The sequence below is a fragment of the Candidatus Methylobacter oryzae genome (assembly GCF_003994235.2).
Classification (GTDB): Bacteria; Pseudomonadota; Gammaproteobacteria; order Methylococcales; family Methylomonadaceae; genus Methylobacter_A; species Methylobacter_A oryzae.
In genome coordinates this window covers 15,351-38,904 of record NZ_RYFG02000102.1, presented here as the reverse complement: position 1 = coordinate 38,904, position 23,554 = coordinate 15,351, and the positions used below count along the sequence as shown (strand labels likewise).

The following is a 23,554-nucleotide window of genomic DNA, read 5'->3' as shown; positions in this document are numbered from 1 at the left end:
GGCCTGTGGAAAAGCTCGAGCTAGAGATTGCTTGTCAAGCTTTTTTTACAGGAATATGACAGACGGGATGATTCATGCAAGTGGTTGAATGCGTTGCCTGTTTGATACAGTACATTCAAAAAACGACATTCTTGATAGAAGCGTTATTGCAGGCTGAAATTTTGGGCGGCCAATACTCGGGCCGCCCAAATAGCTCGGCGGTTTTACGGATGTCTTTTATACGGAAGACAATCCGTTTAAATCCCCCGTTGTATAGAATGACTTAGATAATCAGCTTGTGATAATGACCTGTCACCGCAATACGGTTAAGACAGTTGGATAAAGCTGACTTGGGCAGCTCGTCCGCTCAAACGAAACTTATGCCCTTTGGGGAAAATCAGGAGATAGTGGAGTTTGAGTTGTTAATGACGTCTGCCATTCTTACCGGCAGTCGTATCTTCAAATTTAACTTTCAATGGTTTTCCGCAGTATAGATTGCCGTCCAGCGCGGCTATTGCGGCTCTGGCTTCGTGCCCTTCCATTCCTATAAAACCGAAGCCTCGGCATTTTCCGCTAAATATATCGGAAACAAGTTGAATGGAACGGACTTTGCCGTATTCAGAAAATAAAGCCTGTACCGATTCTTCAGTGGCTTCGCTAGGTAAGTTTCCTACAAAAATTCGTTTCAAAAGACATGTCCTAAATATAAGGGGTGAGTTGATTGGCCGGATGAACCGGATAGGTCACAACCCCGCGTATTATCCAGGCGGGGTTGAATGTTGGAAAGTAAAGCGGGTTTTTATCCCCAAAGGGCATAAGTTTCGTTTGAGCGGACAAGCTGCTCAATTCAGCTTTAAGCTGCGCTTACTTGTGAAGCTTGCAGGCCTTTAGGGCCTGACTCGACATCGTAATTGACGGCTTGGCCTTCGGCCAGTGTGCGGAAACCGCCGTTGCTTGCGATTGCGGAAAAATGTACGAATACGTCCGCGCTGCCATCGCTAGGTGCAATAAAACCAAAACCTTTTGCTTCGTTAAACCACTTAACAGTACCTGTCGCCATATAAATTACCTCTATAAAATCAATGAAAATGTTTAATTGCAAATCATGCCGGGCAATTTTAGGGAGAAAAGCGAATGGAATTTCTGAAAAGTGCTGAATAACATGCAAAACTTAAATAGAAACCTCACGTTTGTGCTGAATGCTGCCTAATTAAGCGTGGTGCATTATAGAGGCTAATCCCCAGTATAGCCATTGATAATTTAAAAGACAGCGTTTCTTCGTAGGGATAACGTCTCTAAAATTTAAATAATGGCTAGGCTGTTAATGATGGTTTCTATGATCGAAGTTATGGTAACGGCTGTCGTCATCATCGTTATGCTGACGATTATTTTCATGGTCAAAAGAATGGCCGTTATATCTTTCGTGCGGATCACGCCTTGAATCGTCGTGATCCCAGTGGAGCCGTGCATTGTATTGATCATGCCGGGGATGATATGGAAAATAGGCGCCGCCATAATCATGCCGATCCGACCTTTCTCCGTAATAATTTCTGTGCATAATGGTATATCCGCTGCTATAACCGCCGTAGCTGGGATAGTATGAATATTGCTGTGGATAATGTGCACAAGCCGTAGCCGGCAGTGCAAAACCGACGAGCAGCATTTTTTTTATTATCGTATTCATTTTAAATACCCCGTGATAATTAATCTGTGTCAACAATAGCCGTTGATCGCTGAATACCGGATGAATCGGAAATATTCGTTTTTTGTCGCCAAGACATAACTAATTAAGGAGTCTTATGAAATACCAAGTGGTTGACGCGCGTATTACGCCTGAAGGACGGTTGGACGTGCTGTCCAAGACTGAAGTAAGCAAATTGCTGGATACCAGCCAGGGCGGGCTGTACCGGTTATTTCGCAATTGCTCGCTCGCGGTATTGAATTCCGGCGGCACGATGGATGACGGCAAGGAGCTGCTGGAACGCTATCCCGATTTTGAGATACGCGTAGTTCAGGAGCAGCGTGGTATTAAACTGGAGGTAAAGTCCGCTCCGGCCCATGCTTTTGTTGACGGTAAAATGATTAAAGGCATCAATGAACATTTGTTCGCGGTGCTGCGGGACATTATCTATATCAGCGACGAGATTACCAATAATTCAATAATCGATCTGGAAACGTCGGAGGGTATCAGCAGCGCCGTATTCCACATTTTGCGCAATGCCAAAATTCTGCGGCCGATGACCAATCCGAATTTGGTGGTGTGCTGGGGCGGGCATTCAATCAGCCGCAAGGAATACGATTACAGCAAGATCGTAGGGCACGAGATGGGCCTTCGCGGTCTGGATATTTGCACCGGCTGCGGACCGGGCGCAATGAAAGGCCCGATGAAAGGCGCAACTATCGGTCATGCCAAACAGCGGATCAAAAACGGCCAGTATTTAGGCATAACCGAACCCGGAATCATCGCGGCCGAGTCGCCGAATCCCATCGTTAACGATCTGGTGATCCTGCCGGATATTGAAAAACGCTTGGAAGCCTTTGTTCGCATCGGGCATGGTATCGTGGTTTTTCCCGGCGGCGTCGGCACGGCGGAAGAAATACTTTATATACTGGGTGTGCTGTTGCATCCTGAAAATAAAGACATGCCGTTTCCGTTGATATTTTCCGGCCCGGATTGTTCGGCCGATTACTTCGAGGAAATCGACCGGTTTATCGCCGGCACTTTGGGCGAATCCGCACAACAGCGTTACAAAATCATTATCGACGCCCCGGCCGAGGTTGCCCGGCAAATGCAGGAAGGTATTCAGCAGGTGCGCCAGTTCCGCAAAGAAACCGGAGATGCGTATTATTTCAACTGGTTGCTTAAGGTTGATCATGTGTTTCAGCAGCCGTTTACGCCTACCCATGACAACATGAGCAATCTGGCCCTGCATAAAGATCAGGAGAATCATTTGCTTGCCGCTAATCTGCGCCGCGCGTTCTCAGGCATTGTCGCGGGCAACGTCAAAGACGAGGGCATACGTGCGATTGAGCAATACGGACATTTCGAAATTCATGGCGATGAAGACATCATGGCGCTGATGGATTCGCTGCTGGCTTCGTTCGTTGCGCAGCACCGTATGAAGTTGCCGGGGAAAAAATATTCGCCGTGTTATAAGATTATCAAGTAACGAGAGCGTTGCCGCTCGTTAATAATACGACAGTCAGACCTTCCAGGTTTTTAAAACCTGGAAGGTCTGACTAGAGGCATGTTTCTAAACGTGGCCCCGGAGCGTCACCAGCATCATGAAAGTCATCCTGACCGAAAAACCCTCAGTCGCACGCGACATAGCCAAATGCCTGAATATCAACGGCAAGCGCGACGGCTATTTTGAGGGCAACGGCTATCAAATTACCTGGGCGTTCGGTCATCTGGTCGAATTGAAAGAACCGGATGAATATAACCAGGCCTGGAAACGCTGGTCGTTGGAATCGCTGCCGATTATTCCCGAAAAATTCGGCCTGAAAGCCAGGGGCGATGCCTCTGCGCAAAAGCAGTTGAACATTATCAAGCGCTTATTCAAAACAGCCGATGAAATCATTTGCGCGACCGATGCCGGAAGGGAAGGGGAGCTGATTTTCAGGTACATTTTGTCCTGGGCCGGGTGCGTGCAAAAACCGTTTAAACGTCTGTGGATCAGTTCCTTAACCGACGACTCAATACGCAAAGGCTTTGCCGGGTTACAGGACGGCCATGCCTACGACGGGCTTTACCGGGCCGCCAAATGCCGTAGCGAATCGGATTGGATCGTCGGCTTGAATGCGACGCGGCTTTATACGCTGAAGTTCGGGCAGCAACGCAGCTTATGGACGATAGGCCGCGTGCAAACGCCGGTGTTGGCGTTAATCGTACAAAAAGATGCGGAAATCAGCAGCTTCGTGCCGAAGGATTTCTGGGAATTGCACACCCTGTACCGGGACGCCGATTTTCAATATACCGGCGGCCGCTTCGACAACAAAGCCGATGCGGAAGCCCTGCTGAATCAAGTCGCCGGGCGGGATTTTCGGATCGACGAAGTCAAAGGCAAGAAAGAAACGGTCAGCCCGCCGTTACTGTATGACCTGACCGACCTGCAAAAAGACATGAGCATCCGCTACGGCCTGACTGCCGACCAGACCTTAAGCTGCGCCCAGCAATTATATGAAAAAAAGCACATCACCTATCCGCGTACCGACAGCCGCTACCTAAGCAATGATATGAAGCCGGGCGTGAAGCCCTTGCTGAACAAATTACGGGCTAAATTCGAGCAGCAGATTGAGCCGTTGGATCTCGACAAATTGACATTAGGCAGCCGCACATTCAACGATGCCAAAGTCAGCGATCACCATGCGATCATACCGACAAGCGCAGTGCCGGGCGGGCTTTCGGGCCATGAAGCCAAAGTCTACGAAGCGATAGTCCTGCGCTTTATTGCAGCGTTCTACCCGCCTTGCATCAAACGGATTACTACCGTTTTAGGCAGTGTCGGTACAGAAGCCGAAGTTGGCGAAGTCAAATTCAAAACCACCGGCACTGTTATCGAATCGCCCGGCTGGCAGGTTTTGTATAAAAACGACGGTTCAAAGCAAGCCGATAAAGAGCTGAAAATCCTGCCCAATTTTGCAAAAGGCGAAACCGGCCCGCAGCAAGCGTCGATCAACCAGGGCAAAACCACGCCGCCCAAACCTTACAACGAAGCCAGCTTGCTCAGCATCATGGAATCGGCCGGTAAAACCTGCGACGACGAGCAACTCAAGGAAGCGTTAAAAGAAAAAGGCCTGGGCACGCCGGCAACCAGGGCTTCGATTATCGAGGTGTTAATCAAGCGCAACTATATCCAGCGGCAAAAAAAGACCCTGACCAGCACCGAATCGGGGCGGCATCTGATCTCTATCATTGCCGACGACCGCTTGAAGTCCGCAGCGATGACCGGCGAATGGGAGGCCAAGCTCAAAAAGATTGAACACAACAATTACGATCCAGACCGCTTCATGGCCGAAATCATCCAGTTTACCCAGCAAATTAAAGACGAATCGGAACGGCCGCTTTACGATCAAAGCCGCTTGGGCGATTGCCCGTTATGCGGGCAGCCGGTCATAGAAGGCAGAAAAGGCTACGGATGCAGCGCCTGGAAAGCCGGTTGCCAATTTGTGTTGTGGAAACAAGTGTATGGCGTAGCGGTTAGCCATGATATGGCCTGCCAGTTATTGCAAAGCAACCGCACCCTGCATGTCTACGCGCTTAAGCTGGACGATGAAGTGTTTAACGCGCAATTGACGCTGAACAAACAAGGCGAAACCGGCTATATCAAAGCCGAGCCGGTACAGCGCGCTACCGTAAAGGAAGCGATTGCCGATTGCCCGCTGTGTAACGGCAAGATTGTTGAGACAGCAAAAGCCTACGGCTGTAGCGAATGGCGCAATGGCTGTAAAATGACGATCTGGAAAACCGTCGCGCATAAAAAAATTACTGGTGCTATGGCTAAAAAGTTATTAAGCAAAGGCGAGACAGGAATGCTAAAAGGCTTTAAGTCCGGCAAAGGTGAGGAGTTTGAAGCTAACCTGAAATTGGTCGACGGTAAGGTAGAAATGGTTTTCGGCGAGCGTTAATAGAATAATTTTTGTAACTATTCAGCGCATAGAAAAATGGAACACGGATGACACAGATAGGACGGATTTAAACGGATTTTTAGCTTGAACCTCGGTTTGTTTGAGTTTTTATACCCACAAAGGGTATAAGTTTCGTTTGAGCGGACAGGCCGCTCAACTCAGCTTTAAATCCGTGTTTATCTGTTTAATCCGTGTCATCCGTGTTCTATTAAACATACGCTGAGTAGTTACTAATTTTCCTGAGTTGCAACGGCCGGGCCGGCCGCTTCAAGAATAAACAATACTGGCCTGCGGGCCGAGATCGTCTTTTTCCTCGATATAACGGATTTCGTCGCCCGGTTGTAACGAATCGAATCCATTTCCTGTCACGCTGTTCCGGTGGAAATAAATTTCACGCCCGTCTTCAGACTCGATAAAACCGTGATCTTTTTCCGGCAATACGCGGATTACAGTTCCGGCGCTTTGCAGGTTGTGGGTTTTAACTTTACCGTGCTGAATCCGTGCATAATCTTCCAGTAATCTTGCCGCTACGTTAAAGGCATCGCGTATGGCCACATAAATATCTTCATAGGCCTTCTTGTCGTGATGCTCGCGGCTGACGAGCAATTCCCTGCGAGGCGTGGTAATATCGATGCGGATATGGTACTGGTTGCCTTGATGATGGCGGTGGTGCTCGGACTCCACCGCCACTCTGCAGCTCATAATATGCGAGTGAAATCTATCCAGCTTGCTTACTTTCTCACGAATTCGAGCCTCTACGGCATCTGAATGAGGTATCCCACGAAAAGTAATTTGTAATGGGATTTGCATATCAGTCACCCTTCGGCTAAATACGGGAATGAGTTGGTTATTGCAGCATCAGAGAATAACTAAATCTTCAGCTTGCGGACCTTTTTTTCCTTGTGTGACGTTGAATTTTACTTTTTGTCCATCGGTCAATGATTTAAATCCTGTAGTACTGATATTGCTGTAATGCACAAATACATCAGGGCCTTTTTCCTGTTCGATGAAACCAAAGCCTTTGCTAGCATTAAACCATTTTACTGTACCGGTATTTGTTTGTGTCGACATAATTAAAATCCCAAAGAATAAATTTAGTTTTCATTAAGTAATGGATATATTACTTAATTCTGTTTGCTGTAAATGGAAACTATCAGTTAAATAGTTAACCAAGTATTTTTATTGAATATTATTTAGTTAATCAGCCATAACATCTCCAGTAGTATAAGAAATTTAAAGTATTTAAATTAATCCGGTCTAGTGAAGAATGTCTTTAGCAAGCATTTCTTTATACTCCCGTTCCGTCTCTAGCCAATCATCAAAATCATGACCTGTTTTAAAACCTCTTTTTTCCGCTTTATAAAAAGCAAGTTCGGCAATTTTTGTATAGCAGTCGGGGAGGTTGACAGGTGTAAAAGACGCTATCGGGTTTAAAATGGCGTCTTGGACGGGTGTACTCATTTCCACTTCACTCACATCTACGTTACTAAATTCGTATAAGATTTTGTTAATTAATGAACAAAAACCAGTTGCGGTTATTGAAACAAAAAATGATGAATAAAAATATTAGTGCAAATACCTAGTTCCACAGAAAAGATAAAAACAGGCTAGAATTAATGCTCTTTTTAGCCGTGCAATTAGTATTTGTTAAGATATTAATTATCGGAAGCGAATAGATGGTGCGGATGTAACTAATACCCGCTGTGACAATGGTATAGAAATAAGATTAAATAGCGGGTATTATTAAAAACGTATTTTATTATTGAATTGAAAGTTGTTAATTATCAACCTCTAAACGATTATCTATAAAGCTGAGTTGAGCGGCTTGTCCGCTCAAACGAAACTTATGCCCTTAGGGCATAAGCCGTTCATAATTAGTATAGTTTCTGCACAAAACGCAGGAAGCGTATACTAAACGTTACCCAATTAATAAACTAAGTTTTCCATACAAGACATAACTTATGAAAAATACACCGTTGGCCCCCTCACAACTTTATAAGCCTTGCAATATTGAACAATTAAAGTTCAACTCCACTGAGGAGCTTGAGGATATTGATATTACCGTAGGGCAGCAACGCGCGGTGGATGCCGTCAAATTGGGCATCCGTATGAATAAAAGCGGTTACAACATTTTTGCGATGGCGCCTGCCGGCACCGGCAAGTTAACGACCATTCGCCAGTTGGTCGAACACGAAGCCGGCCGTCAAGCCATTCCTTCGGACTGGTGTTATGTCAATAACTTCAGCCAGCCGGCCAAGCCGAAAGCCATTCGCTTGATGCCGGGACAAGGCAAGGTGTTCAAGCACGATATGGCGCAACTGGTTGATGAGCTTAGCGTCGCTATTCCTGCGGCTTTCGACGGTGACGAATACCGCTCCAGGGCCGGCGAGCTTGAAAGCGAATCGCGTCAGCGGGAAATAAGCGAACTCAGCCGCTTGCGAGAGGATGCTGCGAATTCCCATATTCTTCTTACCGAAACTGCGACCGGTTACGCGTTCTCCCCGGCCGATGAAAACAACGAAATTATTAGTCCCGAGCAGTTCAATAAGTTCGATAAAGAAAAGCAGCACGAAATCCAGCAAACTATTTTCGACTTACAGGAACGCCTGGCAAAACTGTTGAAAAACTTCCCTATTTGGCGCAAGGAAACCAAGCGCAAATTGCAAGCGTTGAACCGCGAAGTCGCGGAGCAGGCCGTCAACCATTCGATAGACGACTTGATCGAAAAATATGCGAAACAGGAAGCCGTGCTGAGTTACTTGAACGAAGCCCAAAAAGACATTATCGATCATGTGCTGGACTTTCTGCCGCGAAGCGAAAAAATGTTACCGTTTATGGAGTTGGCGCAAGAAGCCAATCCGCTTAAACGCTATGGCGTGAACTTGATTGTGGATTTTAGCGACAAGAAAGCGGCTCCGGTTGTTTATGAAGATCATCCGAATTACAGCAATCTGGTTGGGCGTACCGATCATCAAGCTTACATGGGCTCGCTTGTTACCGATTTCACGATGATCAAACCCGGCGCCTTGCATAAAGCCAATGGCGGTTATCTGCTGATCGATGCCCGAAAGTTGCTGACTCAACCTTATGCCTGGGATACGCTGAAAAGAACCCTGCAGTCCGGCAAAATCCGCATCGAATCCTTGGAGCGGACGCTGAGTTTGATCAGCGCGACATCGCTGGAGCCGGAACCGATACCGCTAAATCTAAAGCTGATCCTGATGGGGGAGCCGATAATTTATTATCTGCTCTGCGCATACGATCCGGAATTTCACGATCTGTTTAAAATCGCCGCGGATTTTGACAACTCGGTTGCCAGGGAAGGCAATGACCATGACTATGCCCGCTTGCTGGGCACTATCGCGCGTAGCGAAAATTTACGCCCTTTGAGCCGGAATGCGGTTGCCAGGGTGATAGAACACAGCTCCAGAATGGTCGGCGATGCGGAAAAGTTGTTAACCCACTTACGCAGCATCAAGGATCTGTTATCGGAAGCCGACTATTGGGCCGATAGCAACGGCCACGAACATATTACCAACAGCGACGTACAACAGGCGATCGACCACAAAACGCACCGGCTGGATAAACTCAGGGAAAAACTGTACGAGAATATCGAAAGAGGCACGGTATTAATTGACCTTGAAGGGAAAACGGTAGGCCAGGTAAACGGGCTCTCGGTCTTGCAATTGGGCGAATTCAGCTTTGGGCAGCCTTCCCGGATTACGGCAACGACGCGCTTGGGCGGTGGTAGGGTTGTCGATATTGAACGCGAAACCAAATTAGGCGGAGCCATCCATTCCAAAGGCGTGCTGATATTGTCGAGTTTTATCGGTTCACGGTACTCCCGAAAAACGGAGTTCTCGGTAGCGGCCAGCCTGGTCTTTGAGCAATCCTACGGACATATTGAAGGAGACAGCGCTTCGCTTGCCGAGCTTTGCGCTATTTTATCGTCGATTGCGCAAGTTCCGTTACGCCAGGACTTGGCGATTACCGGTTCCGTCAATCAATTCGGCAACGTCCAGCCGATAGGCGGCGTTAACGAAAAAATTGAAGGTTTCTTCGATGTTTGCGCCAAAAAAGGCTTAACCGGCACTCAAGGCGTTATTATTCCGGCAACCAACATTAAACATTTGATGCTGCGCTGGGATGTGGTTCATGCCGTTCAATCCGGCCAATTTTATATTTATGCGGTAACGACCGTCGACGAGGCGCTTGAATTACTGAGCGGAATGGAAGCAGGGCTTGTTAACGAGCAGGGCGTTTACCAGTCAAAATCCTTTAACGGCCAAGTTGAAGCCCAGTTGTTGCAGTTCAGTAAAATTAAGAAAGAGCTTAGCAGCAAACCAGAAGAGCAAAAATTGCATTTAGACGATGGTTGAATAATTGATGTAGATGATCAAAAAGCGTAGTCCACGAAAGGCACGAAAATAGTGAAAATACATCGTTCCTTCACTGTTGGGTTTATCGTTATAGACCGCTCTGTGCGGGCTGTCGTCATGATAACCGTTCCTGAGCAAAGGTTAGGCGAGAAACCTAGAGCTAGGCAGACCTTCCAGGTTTTGAAAACCTGGAAGGTCTTAACCGGCAACGTTCCGAACAGGCGGGAACTATCGAACGGATGATCATCAATGCCGGATATAACACGGCCGGCAAGAAACCTCGGGCCGATATTTTTTCGTGCTTTTCGTGGACACTTGCGTAACATCAGCCAAATAATCTAATACCAAAATCCTCCCAGATGCCTGCGAGGTTTTTTGATCGATTTTTGATAGTGAACGGGAACGAAGAATCGTTCATGGTCGGGATATTTCGCTTCCCGATTTGTTGAACTTTTTAAATTTAACAGCCGCTTGATTCTTTCTTCGGTGTCAGGATGCGTTCTAAAAACAGATGGAATTGATCCTTTGTGACCTCGGCCAAACAGAATGTCTAGAATTGATGACTCGTAAACTTCCAGTTTAGCCAATGCCATTGCCAGGGCTTCCGGATCATCCGTTAATAGAATAGCGTGGCGGTCGGCATCGAATTCCTTCATTCGGGATAATGACAGTTGCAGGAAGCTCATAAGCGTCGGCGCGATAATCAATACGCCCAATGCAAACCATGAAATCGTCACAAAACCCAGCAAATACAGCGGCAAGTTTAAAAAAACCAACAAAAAGCCGGTTAAAGACAAGGTGTTGGTGATCCGGTTCAGAATATCGGCATAAGTCATGACCCGTACGTCGTTATGTTGGATATGACTAATCTCATGCGCCAGCACCGCGATAACTTCCCGCATAGTCAGCGTATTCAGCAGCGAATCGCTGAGGCCGATCGCCGAATTTGCCGATGTGCCGACAGAGAAAGCGTTCATAAGCCGGCTGGGCAAGTAATAAAGCTTGGGCGGCGCCGGCAAGTGGGCGCGAGAGGCCAGTTCTTGTGTGGCCTGGTAAAGGCCGGGCGCATCACTTGCTGAAAGCAATCTGCCGCTATACAGGGACAAGATGAAAGACGGCGATATATTCGGGCTAATAGCCAATATCAAAATCCCTAAGAAAACCGCCCATAAAATGCCGTCGACACCCGCCAAAACAAAGCCGACCAACGACAAAATAACGCCCATGCCAATGAAGAGCGCTAAAATATGAAAGAAGTTTTTTACGCGATGGCTAAATGCTGACATCAGGAACCTTTTGCTGAAAGCGCTTCGGCGTTACGTTTAGCCAGATCGTCAATAACAGCGCTTAATGAACCTTTGGTTTGTATTTGTTCATTAAACGTTGAGCGGTAATTCGTCACCAGGCTGACACCCTCAATAACAATATCGTAGACTTTCCAGTCGCCTTGATTCAGGAACATCCGGTAATTAACGCTAACAGGTTGAAGGCCGGGCTGCAAGACCTCTGTTTTTACGACAATTTTCGTCACATCATTCGACATTTCAAGCGGTACGAAACGGATGGTCCAGTCGTTATACTCCACAAACGCCCTGGAATAGGTTCTTATTATCAGTGTCTGAAACTCGCGTTTAAAGCGCTGCTGTTCTTCAGTCGTTGCTGTTTTCCAATATTTTCCCAGAACTAACGGTGCGATTTTGCCGAAGTCCGTATGCAAAGAAATAACGCCGTCAACAAACTCAACTACTTGGGCAAAATTCTTAGTAAACGCTTTATCCTGTAGCTTTTTCTGTAATTGGTTTGAAACACTTTGAATGATTTGCTGGGGCGGTTGCAAATCATCGGCTATTGACTGACCGACAGCCATTAAACCCAGTAATAACGCAAAAAATATTTTGAGTACGTAGTGTTTAGTTTGATTTCGCATAGCTACCTGGCTTTAGAAGTTGAGTTTTTGCATTTTTGCATTGTTGCATGGTTTCCAGCCGGTAGCATGTCGATAGTTTCAACGATGCGCAAGCTGGATCGATTGCGTATTGGCACGTATCAGCGAATATTACAATAAGCCAATCAGTTTAAACGCCCGGTCGATTTCTGCGAAAGTATTATAAAAATGCGGCGAAAAGCGTATGCCGCCGCCACGCGGGGCGCAAACCACGCCGTTTTTCTGCAAATGTTGGTACAACGCTTCGTTCGGAACCGTCCGATGTTTAAAAGTAATAATGCCGGATTTCAGCCGATTTTGCTTCGACGACAATAAGACCAACTGCGCGTGTTTATCGATTAAATCCTTTAGATAATCGGAGCGTTCTAAAACCAGTTCCTCGACCGTCGCCATGCCCGTTTCCAGCAACAATGACAAACTGGCCGAAAACGCATGAATGCCCAGCATATTAGGACTGCCGCATTCAAAACGGCGGGCAGTGGCATGAACTTCCCAGGGTTGGTTTTCATAGTTATGAGTGTCTTTCATCATGTGCCAGCCGTACTGGGTCAGCTTTAGTTTATCTCTGGCTTCCGGCGTGGTGTAAAAAACGCCCAAACCTTCAGGCCCGAACATCCATTTATGGCCGTCGGCCATCACAAAATCCGCTCGATAAGCCTGGACGTCAAACTGCACCGCACCCAGGCTTTGGATCGCGTCAATGCAAAACAAAATGCCGCGCTGCTTGCAGAATGCGCCGATTCTTTCCAGGTCCATACGCAGTCCCGAGGCAAACTGTATCGAACTGATCGTCAATAAGCGAGTGTTGCCGTCGACCAGTGCAAATAAAGCATCCTCTGGCGTATCGGCGCTGTGCAGGTCGGCTTGGCGAAACTCCACGCCCTGATCGGCCAGAGACTGCCAAGGCAATCTGTTGGAAGGGAATTCTTCATTGCTGGATACGATATTGTCGCCGGCCTGCCAAGGTAAACCGTAGGCAACAAACGACAAAGCTTCCGACGTGTTTTTAACCAAGGCAATATCGTCAGCGGAAGGCGCGTTGATTAACGCTTGTAACTGCGTACGCAATTCGGCTTCCTTATTCAGCCAGTCCGGGTAAAAGTGCGAGCCGTAACGGGTGTTTTGCTCGGCAAACTTAATAACCGCCTCGCCGGTTCTTTTCGGCCAAGGACCTACGGCGGCATGGTTCAGGTAGATTAGTTCGTCGGTTAGCGGGAATTCGGGGTGTTTCATAATATTTATCGGCTAGGTTGGGCGAGATGTTCTGTTAAAACGGCATCAAGGCGTGATGGTGGCCTGACTTTGTTTGTGATTTTGAATAGCTGCGTTTAAATAACACAGGAAGCGGATTATGTGTACATATCTTTTTAGCTTTATAAAGCCGATGAGGTACGAACCGCGTAATTGGAGCTGCAATAGGACTCAGAGTATCGTAGGGTGCGCATTGCGCACCATTTGCGGATTTCGATATATCGACGGAATCGAAAAAAAGGGGCGCTATGCCACTTACCTAGCTAAAATTCGTGGACCCGCAGGCCCAATACGACATGATTGACGTGGAGACTATCAATGACTATTAGACCGATCCGAAACGACGAAGAATTAAAAGCCGCGTTTCAACAACTCGAAACAGTTTTTCAAGCCGAGGCGGGTACTCCGGAAGCCGATGAAATGGAAGTGTTGGTCACGCTGATCGAAGCCTACGAAAACAAACACTATCCGATAACCCCGCCCGATCCGGTTGGAGCTATTAAATTTCGCATGGAACAGCAAAACCTGACCGCACGCGACCTGGAGGCTTAATATCGGCAGCAGCGGACGTGTATCGGAAGTATTAAATCGAAAACGGCCGTTGAGCTTGCGAATGATTAAACGGCTTCATGATGGGTTGCATATTCCTTATGAGAGCTTGTTGCCGGAAACGCCACCTCGTGCTACGCGCTTGGACGGTCTATCCCGGCCTGCGCCAAGATGCGTATAACGACAAGAGTGGAAGCGATGCAATGTCGTGACCGTAATATGAAAGCTCCATATTATCTGAGAGTAATCACATGACAACTTTTGAAACCGTTCAAGTTCACTGCGAGATTTTAGAAAAGTCTGTCACTATTTCTAAACAGACATTTATGATCTCTGGAATTGGTGATACACAACTATATCGTCAAAATGATTATAACTGTTCTGATTGGGATAACTGTCAATTTAGAACAAGCCTAAACTGCCTTCAACTTAAGCTAAATAACCGCGAATCATAGGTAACTGAAAAGCTATGGCGGATTAACTTTTGGTAATCCGCTTTTTGCCTTTACTCATTATCAAAATAGTCCGAATCCAGCTTTTTTACTTCGTACTGACCAACTGTAGAGACTCCAACATTGTGTTCGGCCATAAGCTTTGCAAGATGAGCTCCATCTATCAATATAATTTTCGACTCAATTACCGAAACATATTCTCCAGCCTCTTTTGAAAAAGAAGATGTCGTAATGAAAACGCCTTTTTTTGCTCGTTGCCCCTGAAGAGCGCCAGCAAACTTTTGAATTTCAGGGCGTCCAACAACACCCTCCCATCGTTTGGCTTGAATATATATAATGTCCAGTCCTAGACGATCTTCATTAATAATGCCATCAATACCACCATCTCCACTCTTACCCAAAGCTTTTCCAGCGTCTTGTCGATTTCCTCCATACCCCATTTTTACAAGGAGATCGATGACTAAACGCTCGAAAAACGAAGGAGAAACCTCCTTAACTGCACATAGAATTTCAGATTCAAGTGATAAACGGAGTTTATTGTAAGCCGATGCCAGAGCATCCTCTGGTGTTAACGCGGATTCCGATTCAGATGTGGAAACTGGTTCTAATCCGCTTTCGTTTTTATCCTTTTTACGGTTCTTGAACTCAACAAATTCCGGGTACTGTTCCAAAAATGATGAGTCTATTTGTGTTGGATTTTTTGCGAGTAATTCCATACCTTTTTCAGTAATAGAAAAAAATCCACGTTTTGGAGATACGAGTAAGCCTGCCTGTTTCAAATAAGATCGAGCCCATCCAACACGATTATTAAAAACAGCTTGACCGCCGCTAGGAAGGAGCTCATTTCTTTCTTCTGTTGTTAATAAAAACTTGTTAGCCAATTCTTCTACTGCTTGACTAAATTTATGTTCTTTTCTGTCCGATGCAAGTTTCAAAACAGGTAGCATAAGTGTTTGATAGTCAGGAATTGCCACGTTTTTTATATTTCCTTTTTATTAGAAATTAATCTGCGCCGCTACGGATATACACCGTAAAAGAAATTACGACGTTATTAAACATATCTGATTAAACTGAAACGCAGACTTTCTGTTCGTTGTAACCGAGTATATTCAACACGTATTATCTTGATCGTATACGCTAGCTGCCGGTATGCATTACATATCGACAGCGAGCAGAGGCGATACTTTTAGATAGACTCAATCAAACTAGCATCATAACCTTCCGGCACTTCATAACCCAACAGGTTCAGTGAGTAGATACCGTCTTGGAAGTCAACATTAAATCCCATAATTGGGTTGATAAGGTTGACGAGTTTTCAAAACGCCAAAGCATAAATGCACCAGCTTACGCATGGCCGCCCCCAGAGCGGACATTTTGGTTTTACCTCGTTCTTGTAGGCGTTGGTACAGCGCTTTGATATGTGGGTTATATTGAGTACCCACGATAGCGGCCATGTAGAGTACGGCACGAACACGTGCCGGCCCTGCTTTAGATAGACGTGGTCGCCCCAGAATAGAAGAGCCGGATTGCCGCTCGACCGGTACCAGCCCGAGATAAGCCGCTAGTTGTTCGGCGGACTGGAAGCGATGGTTATGCATCACCGCCAATAAGTGGTTACTGACTTGCGGCCCCACGGCAGGAATGCTGAGGAGGAGTTCTCGATCGGCTTTCAACGCCGGATGTTTATTGATGTGATCGTCAATATCGTGCTGGAGCTTGGCCAGTTGTTGTTGCAGAAAAGCGATGGAGTCCAGGAGGGATTGCCGAATTAACAGAGGTGTCTCGGTGGCCTCGGCTTTTTCCAGGCGGTTGCGCTCACGTTGCAAGTCCTGGGCAATGGCTTCACGGCGGGACAATAACGCTTGCAAGACGCGGGCTTCCTGTGCGGGCGGCGTCCAAGGCCTAGGATTGAGCAAGGCGCCGTAACGGGCCAGTACCCAGCTGTCGACGCCATCGGTTTTAGTACGGACACCCAAACTGCGGCCAAAATCTTTAACCTGAGCGGGATTGACAATCGATACGGTGACGCCGGCATCGGCCAGGGCCAGAGCGGCTGGTTCATGATAAACGCCGGTGCCTTCCAGGATGGCGTGGAGCTCGTTGGGCTCGGCTTGGTATTTGGCGCACCACATCAGCAGTTCGCTGACACCGACTTTGGAATTCGTCACGGTTTTAGCGCGGCGTTTAGCGCTAGAGGCATCCAGTAAGAGACTGCAGTCGAGCTTGGCTTTAGAGACATCAATACCGACAAATAACATAACCTGAATCCTATAGAATGGGGAATAACACAAACCAACTGAGCCCACTTGCCTTGTGCATACAGGGTCAATGCCCTTGGCTACCGTTCAGTGTCTTCGCTGGCATCAGAAACGAGACAGAAGGCTTGATCTACGCGACAAGGTTGATCCTTAAGGGTGGGCACAAGCTCTTTCTGTCTCTGTGCCAGGGTAGCTAACCATGACAGAGATTAAGATACAAGGTTGGGCTGAGGTACGAAGCCCAACACTTTATGGCTCCGATGCGTTGGGCTTCCTTACGTCAGCCCAACCTACTACGTAACTACGGTCATATGCCGTAGCGATACAGATTTGTTGCCGTTAAACAGACTCAATCAAACTAGCATCATAATCTTCCGGCGCTTCATAACCCAGCAGGTTCAGAACTGTCGCCGCAATATTCGACAACCCCGCCGCCGCTAAATCCTGGCGCAGTTTATAGCCCGGGTTGTCTTCACCTGAAACCAACACAAACGGCACCGGATTCAGCGTGTGCGAAGTTTTGGCTTTAGTGCGGCCTTCCGCGTCGCGGGTGACGTTGCCTTTCTTGTCCAACTCGTACATTTCGTCCGCGTTGCCGTGGTCGGCGGTAATAATGGCCGTGCCGTTCGCTGCCAAAATGACCGGAATCAAGCGCGCCAATTGCAGGTCCAACCCTTGCATCGCGGTAACTGCCGCTTCGAAGTTGCCGGTATGGCCGACCATGTCGCCATTCGCGTAATTGACTCGCAGGTAGCGGTATTTGCCGCTACGAACCGCGTCGATCAACGCGTCGGTGATTTCCGCGCATTTCATCCATGGGCGTTGTTCGAACGGTACGACGTCACTGGGGATTTCGACATAAGTTTCCAGCGTTTCGTCGAATTTGCCGGAGCGGTTACCGTTCCAGAAATACGTCACGTGGCCGTATTTTTGCGTTTCGCTGATTGCATATTGCGAAATGCCGTTTTTAGCCAGATATTCGCCCATCGTTCTGTCGATTGCCGGCGGCTGCACCAGAAAGCGCGGCGGCAATTTGGTGTCGCCGTCGTATTGCATCATGCCGGCATAGGTAACTTTCGGCAGCGGGCCGCGCGCGAACGCGGTGAAATTTTCTTCGGTAAACGCGCGGGAAATTTCGATAGCGCGGTCGCCGCGGAAGTTGAACAGCACCACCGCATCGCCGTCGACAATCGGTCCCAACGGTTTGCCGTCTTTGGAGATCACGAAGCCGGGCAAATCCTGATCGATGACGTTCGATTCGTTACGGTAGGTGACGATTGCTTCGTGGGCGCTGGCAAATTGACGGCCTTCGCCGCGCACGTGGATGTCCCAGCCGCGCTGCACCATGGCCCAGTGTGCTTCGTAACGGTCCATCGTGATGGTCATGCGGCCGCCGCCGGACGCAATAGCGACATCGAAATCGGCGCTACGCAAGCCGTCCAGGTAAGCTTCGAACGGATCGACATAATCCAATGCGGAAGTTTCGCCGACGTCGCGACCGTCCAGCAAGATATGCAGGCGCACCTTGGAGACGCCTTCTTTTTTGGCTTGATCGATCATCGCGCGCAGGTGGTCGATATGGGAATGCACGTTGCCGTCCGAGAACAGGCCGAGAAAATGCAGCGTGCCGCCTTGTTTCGCGGTTGCAACGACTTCCTGCCAAGCCTGGCCTTGCCACAAGTTGCCGCTGGCGATGGATTCGGCGACCAGTTTGGCGCCTTGGGCAAACACGCGGCCCGCGCCAATCGCGTTGTGGCCGACTTCGCTATTGCCCATGTCTTCGTCGCTGGGCATGCCGACCGCGGTGCCGTGCGCGCGCAGTGCGGTCATCGGGAAATTCGCCATTAGTTTATCTAACATCGGCGTGCGCGCGGTTTTAACCGCATCGCCGTCTTCGCGAGGAGAAATGCCGACGCCGTCAAGCACGATGGTTACGACAGGGCCGGGACAAGCGGAAAAGCGGGAGGATTTTTCTAATTTCATATATTTTTCGAATAAGTGGAAAAAATCGGAAGGTGGATAAAACAGGGCCTTAGCGGCGATTAGGCGGCTATTTTATCAGGAAACACCGACCGGCAGATACGGTAAACATCGTGTTTCTGGCTGCTTGATAGACCTTCCAGGTTTCTAAAACCTGGAAGGTCTGCGTAGCGGACACAGAGCCTACTATCCCGCACTAATTGCCAACCGGTTAATGCCGCTAACCAGCGCTTTGATCGACGCGGTCACAATATTCGTATCGATGCCGACTCCATAATATTCGCGATGGTCGTCCGCTTGCGTCATTGCGATGAAAGCGCAGGCGCGGGCATCGGCGTTACGGCTCATTGCGTGCTCCTGATAATCGCGAACCTTGAAATTCGTGATTACGCTTTGCAACGCATGGACGGCCGCATCGATAGGGCCGTTGCCTTCTCCGGCAAGCGGATGGACCGCGCCGTTTATTTCCAGTGTGAGGCGGAGGCCCTGGCCGCTACCGTGCTCGAAAAGATGATGTTCAACGTAGCGCACTGGATTGACGGTATCGAGATAAGTCCGCGAAAACAATCGCCATAGTTCGGCAGCGCTGATTTCCCCGCCGTGGTTGTCGGTATGTTGTTGCACGACGCCGGAGAACTCGACCTGCAAGCGGCGCGGCAAGACCACTCCGTATTGCGATTCCAGCAAATGGGCGATGCCGCCTTTGCCGGACTGGCTGTTGATACGGATGACCGAATCATAGCTGCGGCCAAGATCGGCCGGGTCGAACGGCAGATACGGAACATTCCAAGCGCTGTCGGGCTGTTGCGCGGCAAAGCCTTTTTTGATCGCATCCTGGTGCGAACCGGAAAAAGCGGTAAATACCAGATCGCCGACATAAGGATGCCGAGGATGGATAGGCAATTGTGTGCATTGTTCAAAAGTACGCGCGACCGCATCGATATCCGAGAAATCGAGTCCGGGAGCAATGCCCTGGGTATAAAGATTTAGCGCCAGCGTAACGATGTCGACGTTTCCGGTGCGCTCGCCGTTACCGAATAAACACCCTTCGACGCGGTCGGCGCCGGCCATCACCGCCAGCTCGGCCGCGGCGACAGCGGTGCCGCGGTCGTTATGCGGATGTACGCTGAGGATGACGCTGTCGCGCCGGGCAATATGGCGGTGCATCCACTCGATTTGGTCGGCGTAGACGTTCGGCGTCGTGACTTCAACCGACGACGGTAAATTCAGGATAATTTTGTTGCCCGGCGTCGCGCCCCAGGCGGCGCTGACCGCGTCGCAGATTTCGACGGCAAAATCGAGCTCGGTCGCGGTGAAGGTTTCCAGGCTATATTCCAGCACCCACTCGGTCTCAGGATGATCGGCGGCCAGTTGCTTGACCAAGCGCACAGCGGAAACCGCCAATTCCAGCACTTCAGCCTTCGACATCGCCAATACCAGTTCGCGGAACGGTTTCGAGGTCGCGTTAACGATATGCACGATAGCCCGGCGCGCGCCTTTCAGCGATTCGACGGTACGGCGGATAAGCGGTTCGCGGGCATGGCTAAGCACTTCGATGCTGACGTCGTCCGGTATCCGCTGCTCTTCAATCAGCCGGCGCACGAAATCGAAATCGGTTTGCGACGCAGACGGAAAAGCGACTTCGATTTCCTTGAAGCCGATCTCGCAAAGAGTCTTGAACAGGCGCAGTTTGTGTTCCGCGTTCATCGGCTCGAACAGCGCCTGATTGCCGTCGCGCAAATCGGTACTCATCCAGATCGGGGGGGCGGTGATGACCCGGTTCGGCCATTGCCGTTCGGCGAACTGGACCGGCGGGAAAGGCCGGTATTTACTGGAAGGGTTTTGCAGCATCATAGGGGGCTCCTGTTGGGTAATCGATGCTAATAGCATAGCCAAAACAGTCCGGCAGGTGATTGCGTTTATACTCTAAAAATAGCTAATAATTGGCAGATAATTGCGCGATTTATTGAATATACTAATGTATATTTCAATTGTCATGATTTTATTGGTGGTTTATGGAACTTGATCGTTTTGATCGGCAAATATTACAGGTGCTGCAAGCCGACGGGCGCATCAGCAATCAGGAACTGGCGGACCGCGTCGGCCTTTCGCCGTCGCCGTGTTTGCGCCGGGTGCGGGCGTTGGAAGAATCCGGTCTGATAAGCGGTTATCGCGCGCTGTTGGATGCGAAGGCATTGGGGCTGACGCTGACGGCCTTGATCCACATTTCGATGGATCAACATACGCCGGAGCGTTTCAACGATTTCGAAACCGCCATCGCCGATATTCCGGAAGTGCTGGAATGCCTGTTAATTACCGGCCAGTCGGCCGATTATCAATTGAAAGTGGTCGTGAAGGATTTGGAGGCTTACCAGGAATTACTGCTGAAACGGATCACCGGCATTAAAGGCGTCAGCGGCGTGCATTCAAGTTTCGTACTGCGCCGGGTCGTCGATAAGACTGCGTTTCCCGTTGTTTGAGAGCCGGTATTTTTGCGCAAGCTTATCCGGTTGTTTTAGGTAGGCGAGGCGCAAAAAATTGGCCGTTTGGAGACTATTTATCAGGTAATTCGATAGTGCCGTTACAAAAATCCAAGCATCGCAGCTTTTACCGCAGCTGAAGTTTTGTTGGTTGCATTCAGCTTGGTAATGGCATTATGAATATGAAAGTTAACGGTACGCTCGGAAATCTTAAGAATGTCCGAAATCTCGCCGGACGTTTTACCGTCGGCAGTCCAGCGGAGCACCGCTATCTCGCGGTTGGATAATTTCACATCGGCTTCCGGCATCAACTTCGGCGTCAAGCATCGCGACATGCCCAAGTGCGCGGTTTGAGTCAGCCACGCCATTTTGAATCGCTTGTCTTCAAGTTCCGTATCGGAGATCGGCTCATTCGAGCGGGCCAGCGTTAACATGCCTTTAACGCCATTGAAATCATGGCTGGATTGCGCCCAGCCATGACGCAACCCGAATGATTGCGCTTCCTCCCATAGCTCGCGCGCGGGATTGAATAGATTATCCGTCCACAGAATGGGGAGAAGAGAGCGCATACCGTGATGTACGGTGGGATCAATCGCCAGATAATTTTTGGCTCTGTATTGCGCTTGCCAAGCTGTTGGGTAATTACTGAATATTAGGGTCTTAGGCGCGGCAAGAGGCAGCGGCGCGCGCAAGCCGTAAGTGCAATAATCAAAGCCGAGTTCCTTGCCAAGCGAAGCGATGATTTGGAAAAGCGGCTGCTCGGATTGAATGGACTGCAATGCTTGAAGTTGATTCTCTTGCCAAGTTTTCATGAGGTTTGTCGCCGGTTTTTCTAGTGGCTATATTATGAGGCTTGAGTTTGGAATATGCTCGAATAAAAGCGGCAGAACCTGTCAGTATTAACAGTTGTTGCTGATAGCAAAATCCAGTCTAATTTAGCCAGCGCCTGCTTGGCGTAATCAAAAAAATCGATAATCGAACGTTGATTGAAACCATTGGCGCTGTGCGCGTCGCGTTTCGGTTTGAAAGGTTATGCGCACTAAAACCTAAAGGGTGAATTCTTGATCAAACTAGCACAAAACGATATTGAAATAGCCGATTGCTTCCAAGTCATGAAGCAGCTCCGCACGGAGCTTGACGAAGCTGCTTTTGTTCCTCTTGTCCGGGAACTGATGACTGACGGTTACCGGCTCGCATACCTCAGGGATGAAACTCAGGTTGTGTGCGTCGCCGGGTTTAAAATTTCGCAAAATCTCTTCTATGGCAGGCATCTCTATGTCGAAGACTTGTCGACATTAGAGACTGAACGGTCGAAAGATTATGGTAAACGAATGATGGCCCGGCTTCGCGATCTGGCGATAGCGGATGGGTGCAATGCTTTCCATCTCGATTCCGGCGTTCAGCGTCATCGAGCCCACAAGTTTTACCTGAACCAAAATCTGAGCATTGTCAGTTATCACTTTGCGGAACGGCTTGCCTAACCGGCAGCTTTTTGAACATCCGAATCCAATTTACAGAGATATTCATGCTGGAACTTTTTATTGCCAACAAAAACTACTCGTCGTGGTCACTCAGACCTTGGGTGCTAATGCGCGAACTTGAAATTCCGTTCGTTGAACATTTAATACCTTTCAGCGACAACATCAAGTCGAATGCGTTCCGGAATTTCTCGCCCAGCGGGAAAGTGCCGTGCCTGCTTGACGGAGATACCGTTGTCTGGGATTCATTGGCTATCGCCGAATACTTGGCGGAGCAAACACCCCAAGTATGGCCCTCCGACCGGCCGGCACGCGCTTGGGCGCGTAGTGCGGCGGCGGAGATGCACTCGGGTTTTCAGGCATTGCGTAGCCTCTGTACGATGAATTGCGGGGCGAGGGTGAGAATCGACTCGTATTCTTCGGAACTGAAAAAGGATCTGGACCGGCTTGATGAGCTGTGGTTACAAAGTCTCGACCGTTTCGGCGGCCCGTATCTTGCCGGCCAGTCGTTCACCGCGACGGACGCATTTTTTGCGCCTGTCGCGTTCCGCGTACAGACCTATGAATTGGCGATGGCGCCGGAAGCGCTTGCCTATTCCGAACGGCTGCTGGCCTTGCCTTCCATGCAGGAATGGCATAACGCCGCGCTTCAGGAAAGCTGGCGCCATGAGGTGTATGAGGAGATAACAAGAAATGCCGGGACTTGGCTGAACGATTATCGCGAAGCCGGCGCAGGGCCGCGCTGAATATCAAGGGGAATTAAATGAATTTATTTAAAGGCAACTGTATATGCGGAGCGGTTAAATATCAGCTGAACTCCGAGCCTCGGCTATCTTTCTTATGCCAGTGCCGGCAATGCCAAAGAATCACCGGTACGGGGCATTCGGCCGAGTTTGTCGCATTGGGCAAAGACACGCTTGTGTCCGGAGAACTCAAGTTTTACGAATTAACTTCGGACAATGGCAATACCCTCAGCAGCGGTTTTTGTCCGACTTGCGGAAACCCGGTCTTAAAAAAGTCGTCCGGTTATCCGGGCATGTTGTTCTTTCATGCCGCGACGCTGAAAGATCCCGGCGTGTTTAAGCCGCAGCAAGTTTTTTGGGGCGCAAGCCATCAGCCTTGGGATTATGTAAATCCCGATCTTGAGGTGAAGGAACAGGCTTGACATGGTCTTC

General features: G+C 48.9%; 22 protein-coding genes. 8 read left to right on the top strand and 14 right to left on the bottom strand.

Annotated elements, in window-relative coordinates; all coding sequences use genetic code 11:
* Positions 1-401 precede the first annotated feature (401 nt).
* The 3 genes from EKO24_RS13030 to EKO24_RS13020 all read right to left on the bottom strand — a co-directional run bounded on the left by EKO24_RS13030 (position 402) and on the right by EKO24_RS13020 (position 1,605).
* Positions 402-668 carry an RNA recognition motif domain-containing protein gene (locus EKO24_RS13030; protein WP_127029756.1) on the bottom strand — a complete coding sequence of 89 codons (267 nt, stop codon included), beginning with the start codon at positions 666-668 and terminating at the stop codon, positions 402-404.
* Positions 669-832: 164 nt separating this feature from the next.
* Positions 833-1,039, bottom strand: a complete 207-nt coding sequence (locus tag EKO24_RS13025; RefSeq protein WP_127029757.1) for a cold-shock protein — start codon at positions 1,037-1,039, stop codon at positions 833-835.
* 242 nt (positions 1,040-1,281) lie between these two features.
* Positions 1,282-1,605 carry a hypothetical protein gene (locus EKO24_RS13020; protein ID WP_127029758.1) on the bottom strand — a complete coding sequence of 108 codons (324 nt, stop codon included), beginning with the start codon at positions 1,603-1,605 and terminating at the stop codon, positions 1,282-1,284.
* Positions 1,606-1,778: 173 nt separating this feature from the next.
* Between EKO24_RS13020 and ppnN the strand changes: the two genes are divergently transcribed.
* Both ppnN and EKO24_RS13010 read left to right on the top strand, forming a co-directional pair.
* The gene (gene ppnN, locus EKO24_RS13015) at positions 1,779-3,149 is read left to right on the top strand and encodes a nucleotide 5'-monophosphate nucleosidase PpnN (RefSeq protein ID WP_127029759.1); all 1,371 of its coding nucleotides are present in this window, start codon (positions 1,779-1,781) and stop codon (positions 3,147-3,149) included.
* 115 nt (positions 3,150-3,264) lie between these two features.
* Positions 3,265-5,607 (top strand): type IA DNA topoisomerase, encoded by a 2,343-nt coding sequence (locus tag EKO24_RS13010; RefSeq protein WP_127029760.1) that lies wholly within the window; start codon positions 3,265-3,267, stop codon positions 5,605-5,607.
* 267 nt (positions 5,608-5,874) lie between these two features.
* Here EKO24_RS13010 and EKO24_RS13005 read toward each other — a convergent pair whose 3' ends face one another.
* From EKO24_RS13005 to EKO24_RS12995, 3 genes are all read right to left on the bottom strand, one after another.
* Positions 5,875-6,417, bottom strand: a complete 543-nt coding sequence (locus tag EKO24_RS13005; protein WP_127029761.1) for an HPF/RaiA family ribosome-associated protein — start codon at positions 6,415-6,417, stop codon at positions 5,875-5,877.
* A 48-nt stretch (positions 6,418-6,465) separates the two neighbouring features.
* Positions 6,466-6,678, bottom strand: a complete 213-nt coding sequence (locus tag EKO24_RS13000) for a cold-shock protein (protein ID WP_127029762.1) — start codon at positions 6,676-6,678, stop codon at positions 6,466-6,468.
* Positions 6,679-6,864: 186 nt separating this feature from the next.
* Positions 6,865-7,068, bottom strand: coding sequence for a DUF2934 domain-containing protein (locus tag EKO24_RS12995; RefSeq protein WP_127029791.1), 204 nt, complete (start codon positions 7,066-7,068; stop codon positions 6,865-6,867).
* A 500-nt stretch (positions 7,069-7,568) separates the two neighbouring features.
* On the opposite strand from EKO24_RS12995, the gene EKO24_RS12990 reads away from it, so the two are divergent.
* Entirely contained in the window at positions 7,569-9,986 is a 2,418-nt protein-coding gene (locus EKO24_RS12990) for a Lon protease family protein (RefSeq protein WP_127029763.1), read from the top strand.
* A gap of 338 nt (positions 9,987-10,324) precedes the next feature.
* Here EKO24_RS12990 and EKO24_RS12985 read toward each other — a convergent pair whose 3' ends face one another.
* The 3 genes from EKO24_RS12985 to EKO24_RS12975 all read right to left on the bottom strand — a co-directional run bounded on the left by EKO24_RS12985 (position 10,325) and on the right by EKO24_RS12975 (position 13,164).
* Positions 10,325-11,272 (bottom strand): zinc metalloprotease HtpX, encoded by a 948-nt coding sequence (locus EKO24_RS12985; protein ID WP_127029764.1) that lies wholly within the window; start codon positions 11,270-11,272, stop codon positions 10,325-10,327.
* Positions 11,272-11,913 carry an MlaC/ttg2D family ABC transporter substrate-binding protein gene (locus EKO24_RS12980; RefSeq protein ID WP_127029765.1) on the bottom strand — a complete coding sequence of 214 codons (642 nt, stop codon included), beginning with the start codon at positions 11,911-11,913 and terminating at the stop codon, positions 11,272-11,274. Before EKO24_RS12980 ends, EKO24_RS12985 begins: the two co-directional genes overlap by 1 nt.
* A gap of 129 nt (positions 11,914-12,042) precedes the next feature.
* Entirely contained in the window at positions 12,043-13,164 is a 1,122-nt protein-coding gene (locus EKO24_RS12975) for an aminotransferase class V-fold PLP-dependent enzyme (protein ID WP_127029766.1), read from the bottom strand.
* 336 nt (positions 13,165-13,500) lie between these two features.
* On the opposite strand from EKO24_RS12975, the gene EKO24_RS23640 reads away from it, so the two are divergent.
* Positions 13,501-13,734 carry a helix-turn-helix domain-containing protein gene (locus EKO24_RS23640; RefSeq protein WP_241674523.1) on the top strand — a complete coding sequence of 78 codons (234 nt, stop codon included), beginning with the start codon at positions 13,501-13,503 and terminating at the stop codon, positions 13,732-13,734.
* A 502-nt stretch (positions 13,735-14,236) separates the two neighbouring features.
* Here EKO24_RS23640 and EKO24_RS12960 read toward each other — a convergent pair.
* The 4 genes from EKO24_RS12960 to leuA all read right to left on the bottom strand — a co-directional run bounded on the left by EKO24_RS12960 (position 14,237) and on the right by leuA (position 20,275).
* Positions 14,237-15,157 (bottom strand): restriction endonuclease, encoded by a 921-nt coding sequence (locus EKO24_RS12960; protein WP_127029767.1) that lies wholly within the window; start codon positions 15,155-15,157, stop codon positions 14,237-14,239.
* Between the two features lie 303 nt (positions 15,158-15,460).
* Positions 15,461-16,441 (bottom strand): IS110 family RNA-guided transposase, encoded by a 981-nt coding sequence (locus tag EKO24_RS12955; protein ID WP_127029768.1) that lies wholly within the window; start codon positions 16,439-16,441, stop codon positions 15,461-15,463.
* A 339-nt stretch (positions 16,442-16,780) separates the two neighbouring features.
* Entirely contained in the window at positions 16,781-18,424 is a 1,644-nt protein-coding gene (gene gpmI / locus EKO24_RS12950; RefSeq protein WP_127029769.1) for a 2,3-bisphosphoglycerate-independent phosphoglycerate mutase, read from the bottom strand.
* 183 nt (positions 18,425-18,607) lie between these two features.
* Positions 18,608-20,275: a 2-isopropylmalate synthase gene (gene leuA, locus EKO24_RS12945; RefSeq protein WP_206667272.1), complete on the bottom strand. Its 1,668-nt coding sequence runs from the start codon at positions 20,273-20,275 to the stop codon at positions 18,608-18,610.
* Between the two features lie 161 nt (positions 20,276-20,436).
* On the opposite strand from leuA, the gene EKO24_RS12940 reads away from it, so the two are divergent.
* Complete coding sequence (locus tag EKO24_RS12940) at positions 20,437-20,901, top strand: Lrp/AsnC family transcriptional regulator (RefSeq protein ID WP_127029770.1); 465 nt, start codon at positions 20,437-20,439, stop codon at positions 20,899-20,901.
* Positions 20,902-21,002: 101 nt separating this feature from the next.
* Here EKO24_RS12940 and EKO24_RS12935 read toward each other — a convergent pair whose 3' ends face one another.
* The gene (locus tag EKO24_RS12935; protein ID WP_127029771.1) at positions 21,003-21,713 is read right to left on the bottom strand and encodes an autoinducer binding domain-containing protein; all 711 of its coding nucleotides are present in this window, start codon (positions 21,711-21,713) and stop codon (positions 21,003-21,005) included.
* 249 nt (positions 21,714-21,962) lie between these two features.
* Between EKO24_RS12935 and EKO24_RS12930 the strand changes: the two genes are divergently transcribed.
* The 3 genes from EKO24_RS12930 to EKO24_RS12920 are packed head-to-tail and all read left to right on the top strand — an operon-like array spanning position 21,963 to position 23,544.
* A complete protein-coding gene (locus tag EKO24_RS12930) occupies positions 21,963-22,382 on the top strand; it encodes a GNAT family N-acetyltransferase (RefSeq protein ID WP_196240022.1) in 420 nt (139 codons plus the stop codon).
* Positions 22,383-22,426: 44 nt separating this feature from the next.
* Positions 22,427-23,125: a glutathione S-transferase family protein gene (locus tag EKO24_RS12925; protein WP_127029772.1), complete on the top strand. Its 699-nt coding sequence runs from the start codon at positions 22,427-22,429 to the stop codon at positions 23,123-23,125.
* A gap of 17 nt (positions 23,126-23,142) precedes the next feature.
* Positions 23,143-23,544, top strand: a complete 402-nt coding sequence (locus tag EKO24_RS12920; RefSeq protein ID WP_127029773.1) for a GFA family protein — start codon at positions 23,143-23,145, stop codon at positions 23,542-23,544.
* The last annotated feature ends 10 nt before the right edge of the window (positions 23,545-23,554 follow it).

Coding starts and splice junctions, on each gene's coding strand:
- EKO24_RS12925 (WP_127029772.1), top strand. CDS start 22,427: ATGCTGGAACTTTTTATTGCCAACAAAAACTACTCGTCGTGGTCACTC.
- EKO24_RS12935 (WP_127029771.1), bottom strand. CDS start 21,713: ATGAAAACTTGGCAAGAGAATCAACTTCAAGCATTGCAGTCCATTCAA.
- EKO24_RS12985 (WP_127029764.1), bottom strand. CDS start 11,272: ATGTCAGCATTTAGCCATCGCGTAAAAAACTTCTTTCATATTTTAGCG.
- EKO24_RS13010 (WP_127029760.1), top strand. CDS start 3,265: ATGAAAGTCATCCTGACCGAAAAACCCTCAGTCGCACGCGACATAGCC.
- EKO24_RS12955 (WP_127029768.1), bottom strand. CDS start 16,441: ATGTTATTTGTCGGTATTGATGTCTCTAAAGCCAAGCTCGACTGCAGT.
- gpmI (WP_127029769.1), bottom strand. CDS start 18,424: ATGAAATTAGAAAAATCCTCCCGCTTTTCCGCTTGTCCCGGCCCTGTC.
- ppnN (WP_127029759.1), top strand. CDS start 1,779: ATGAAATACCAAGTGGTTGACGCGCGTATTACGCCTGAAGGACGGTTG.
- leuA (WP_206667272.1), bottom strand. CDS start 20,275: ATGATGCTGCAAAACCCTTCCAGTAAATACCGGCCTTTCCCGCCGGTC.
- EKO24_RS12980 (WP_127029765.1), bottom strand. CDS start 11,913: ATGCGAAATCAAACTAAACACTACGTACTCAAAATATTTTTTGCGTTA.
- EKO24_RS13005 (WP_127029761.1), bottom strand. CDS start 6,417: ATGCAAATCCCATTACAAATTACTTTTCGTGGGATACCTCATTCAGAT.
- EKO24_RS23640 (WP_241674523.1), top strand. CDS start 13,501: ATGACTATTAGACCGATCCGAAACGACGAAGAATTAAAAGCCGCGTTT.
- EKO24_RS12975 (WP_127029766.1), bottom strand. CDS start 13,164: ATGAAACACCCCGAATTCCCGCTAACCGACGAACTAATCTACCTGAAC.
- EKO24_RS12990 (WP_127029763.1), top strand. CDS start 7,569: ATGAAAAATACACCGTTGGCCCCCTCACAACTTTATAAGCCTTGCAAT.
- EKO24_RS13000 (WP_127029762.1), bottom strand. CDS start 6,678: ATGTCGACACAAACAAATACCGGTACAGTAAAATGGTTTAATGCTAGC.
- EKO24_RS12920 (WP_127029773.1), top strand. CDS start 23,143: ATGAATTTATTTAAAGGCAACTGTATATGCGGAGCGGTTAAATATCAG.
- EKO24_RS12940 (WP_127029770.1), top strand. CDS start 20,437: ATGGAACTTGATCGTTTTGATCGGCAAATATTACAGGTGCTGCAAGCC.
- EKO24_RS13025 (WP_127029757.1), bottom strand. CDS start 1,039: ATGGCGACAGGTACTGTTAAGTGGTTTAACGAAGCAAAAGGTTTTGGT.
- EKO24_RS12995 (WP_127029791.1), bottom strand. CDS start 7,068: ATGAGTACACCCGTCCAAGACGCCATTTTAAACCCGATAGCGTCTTTT.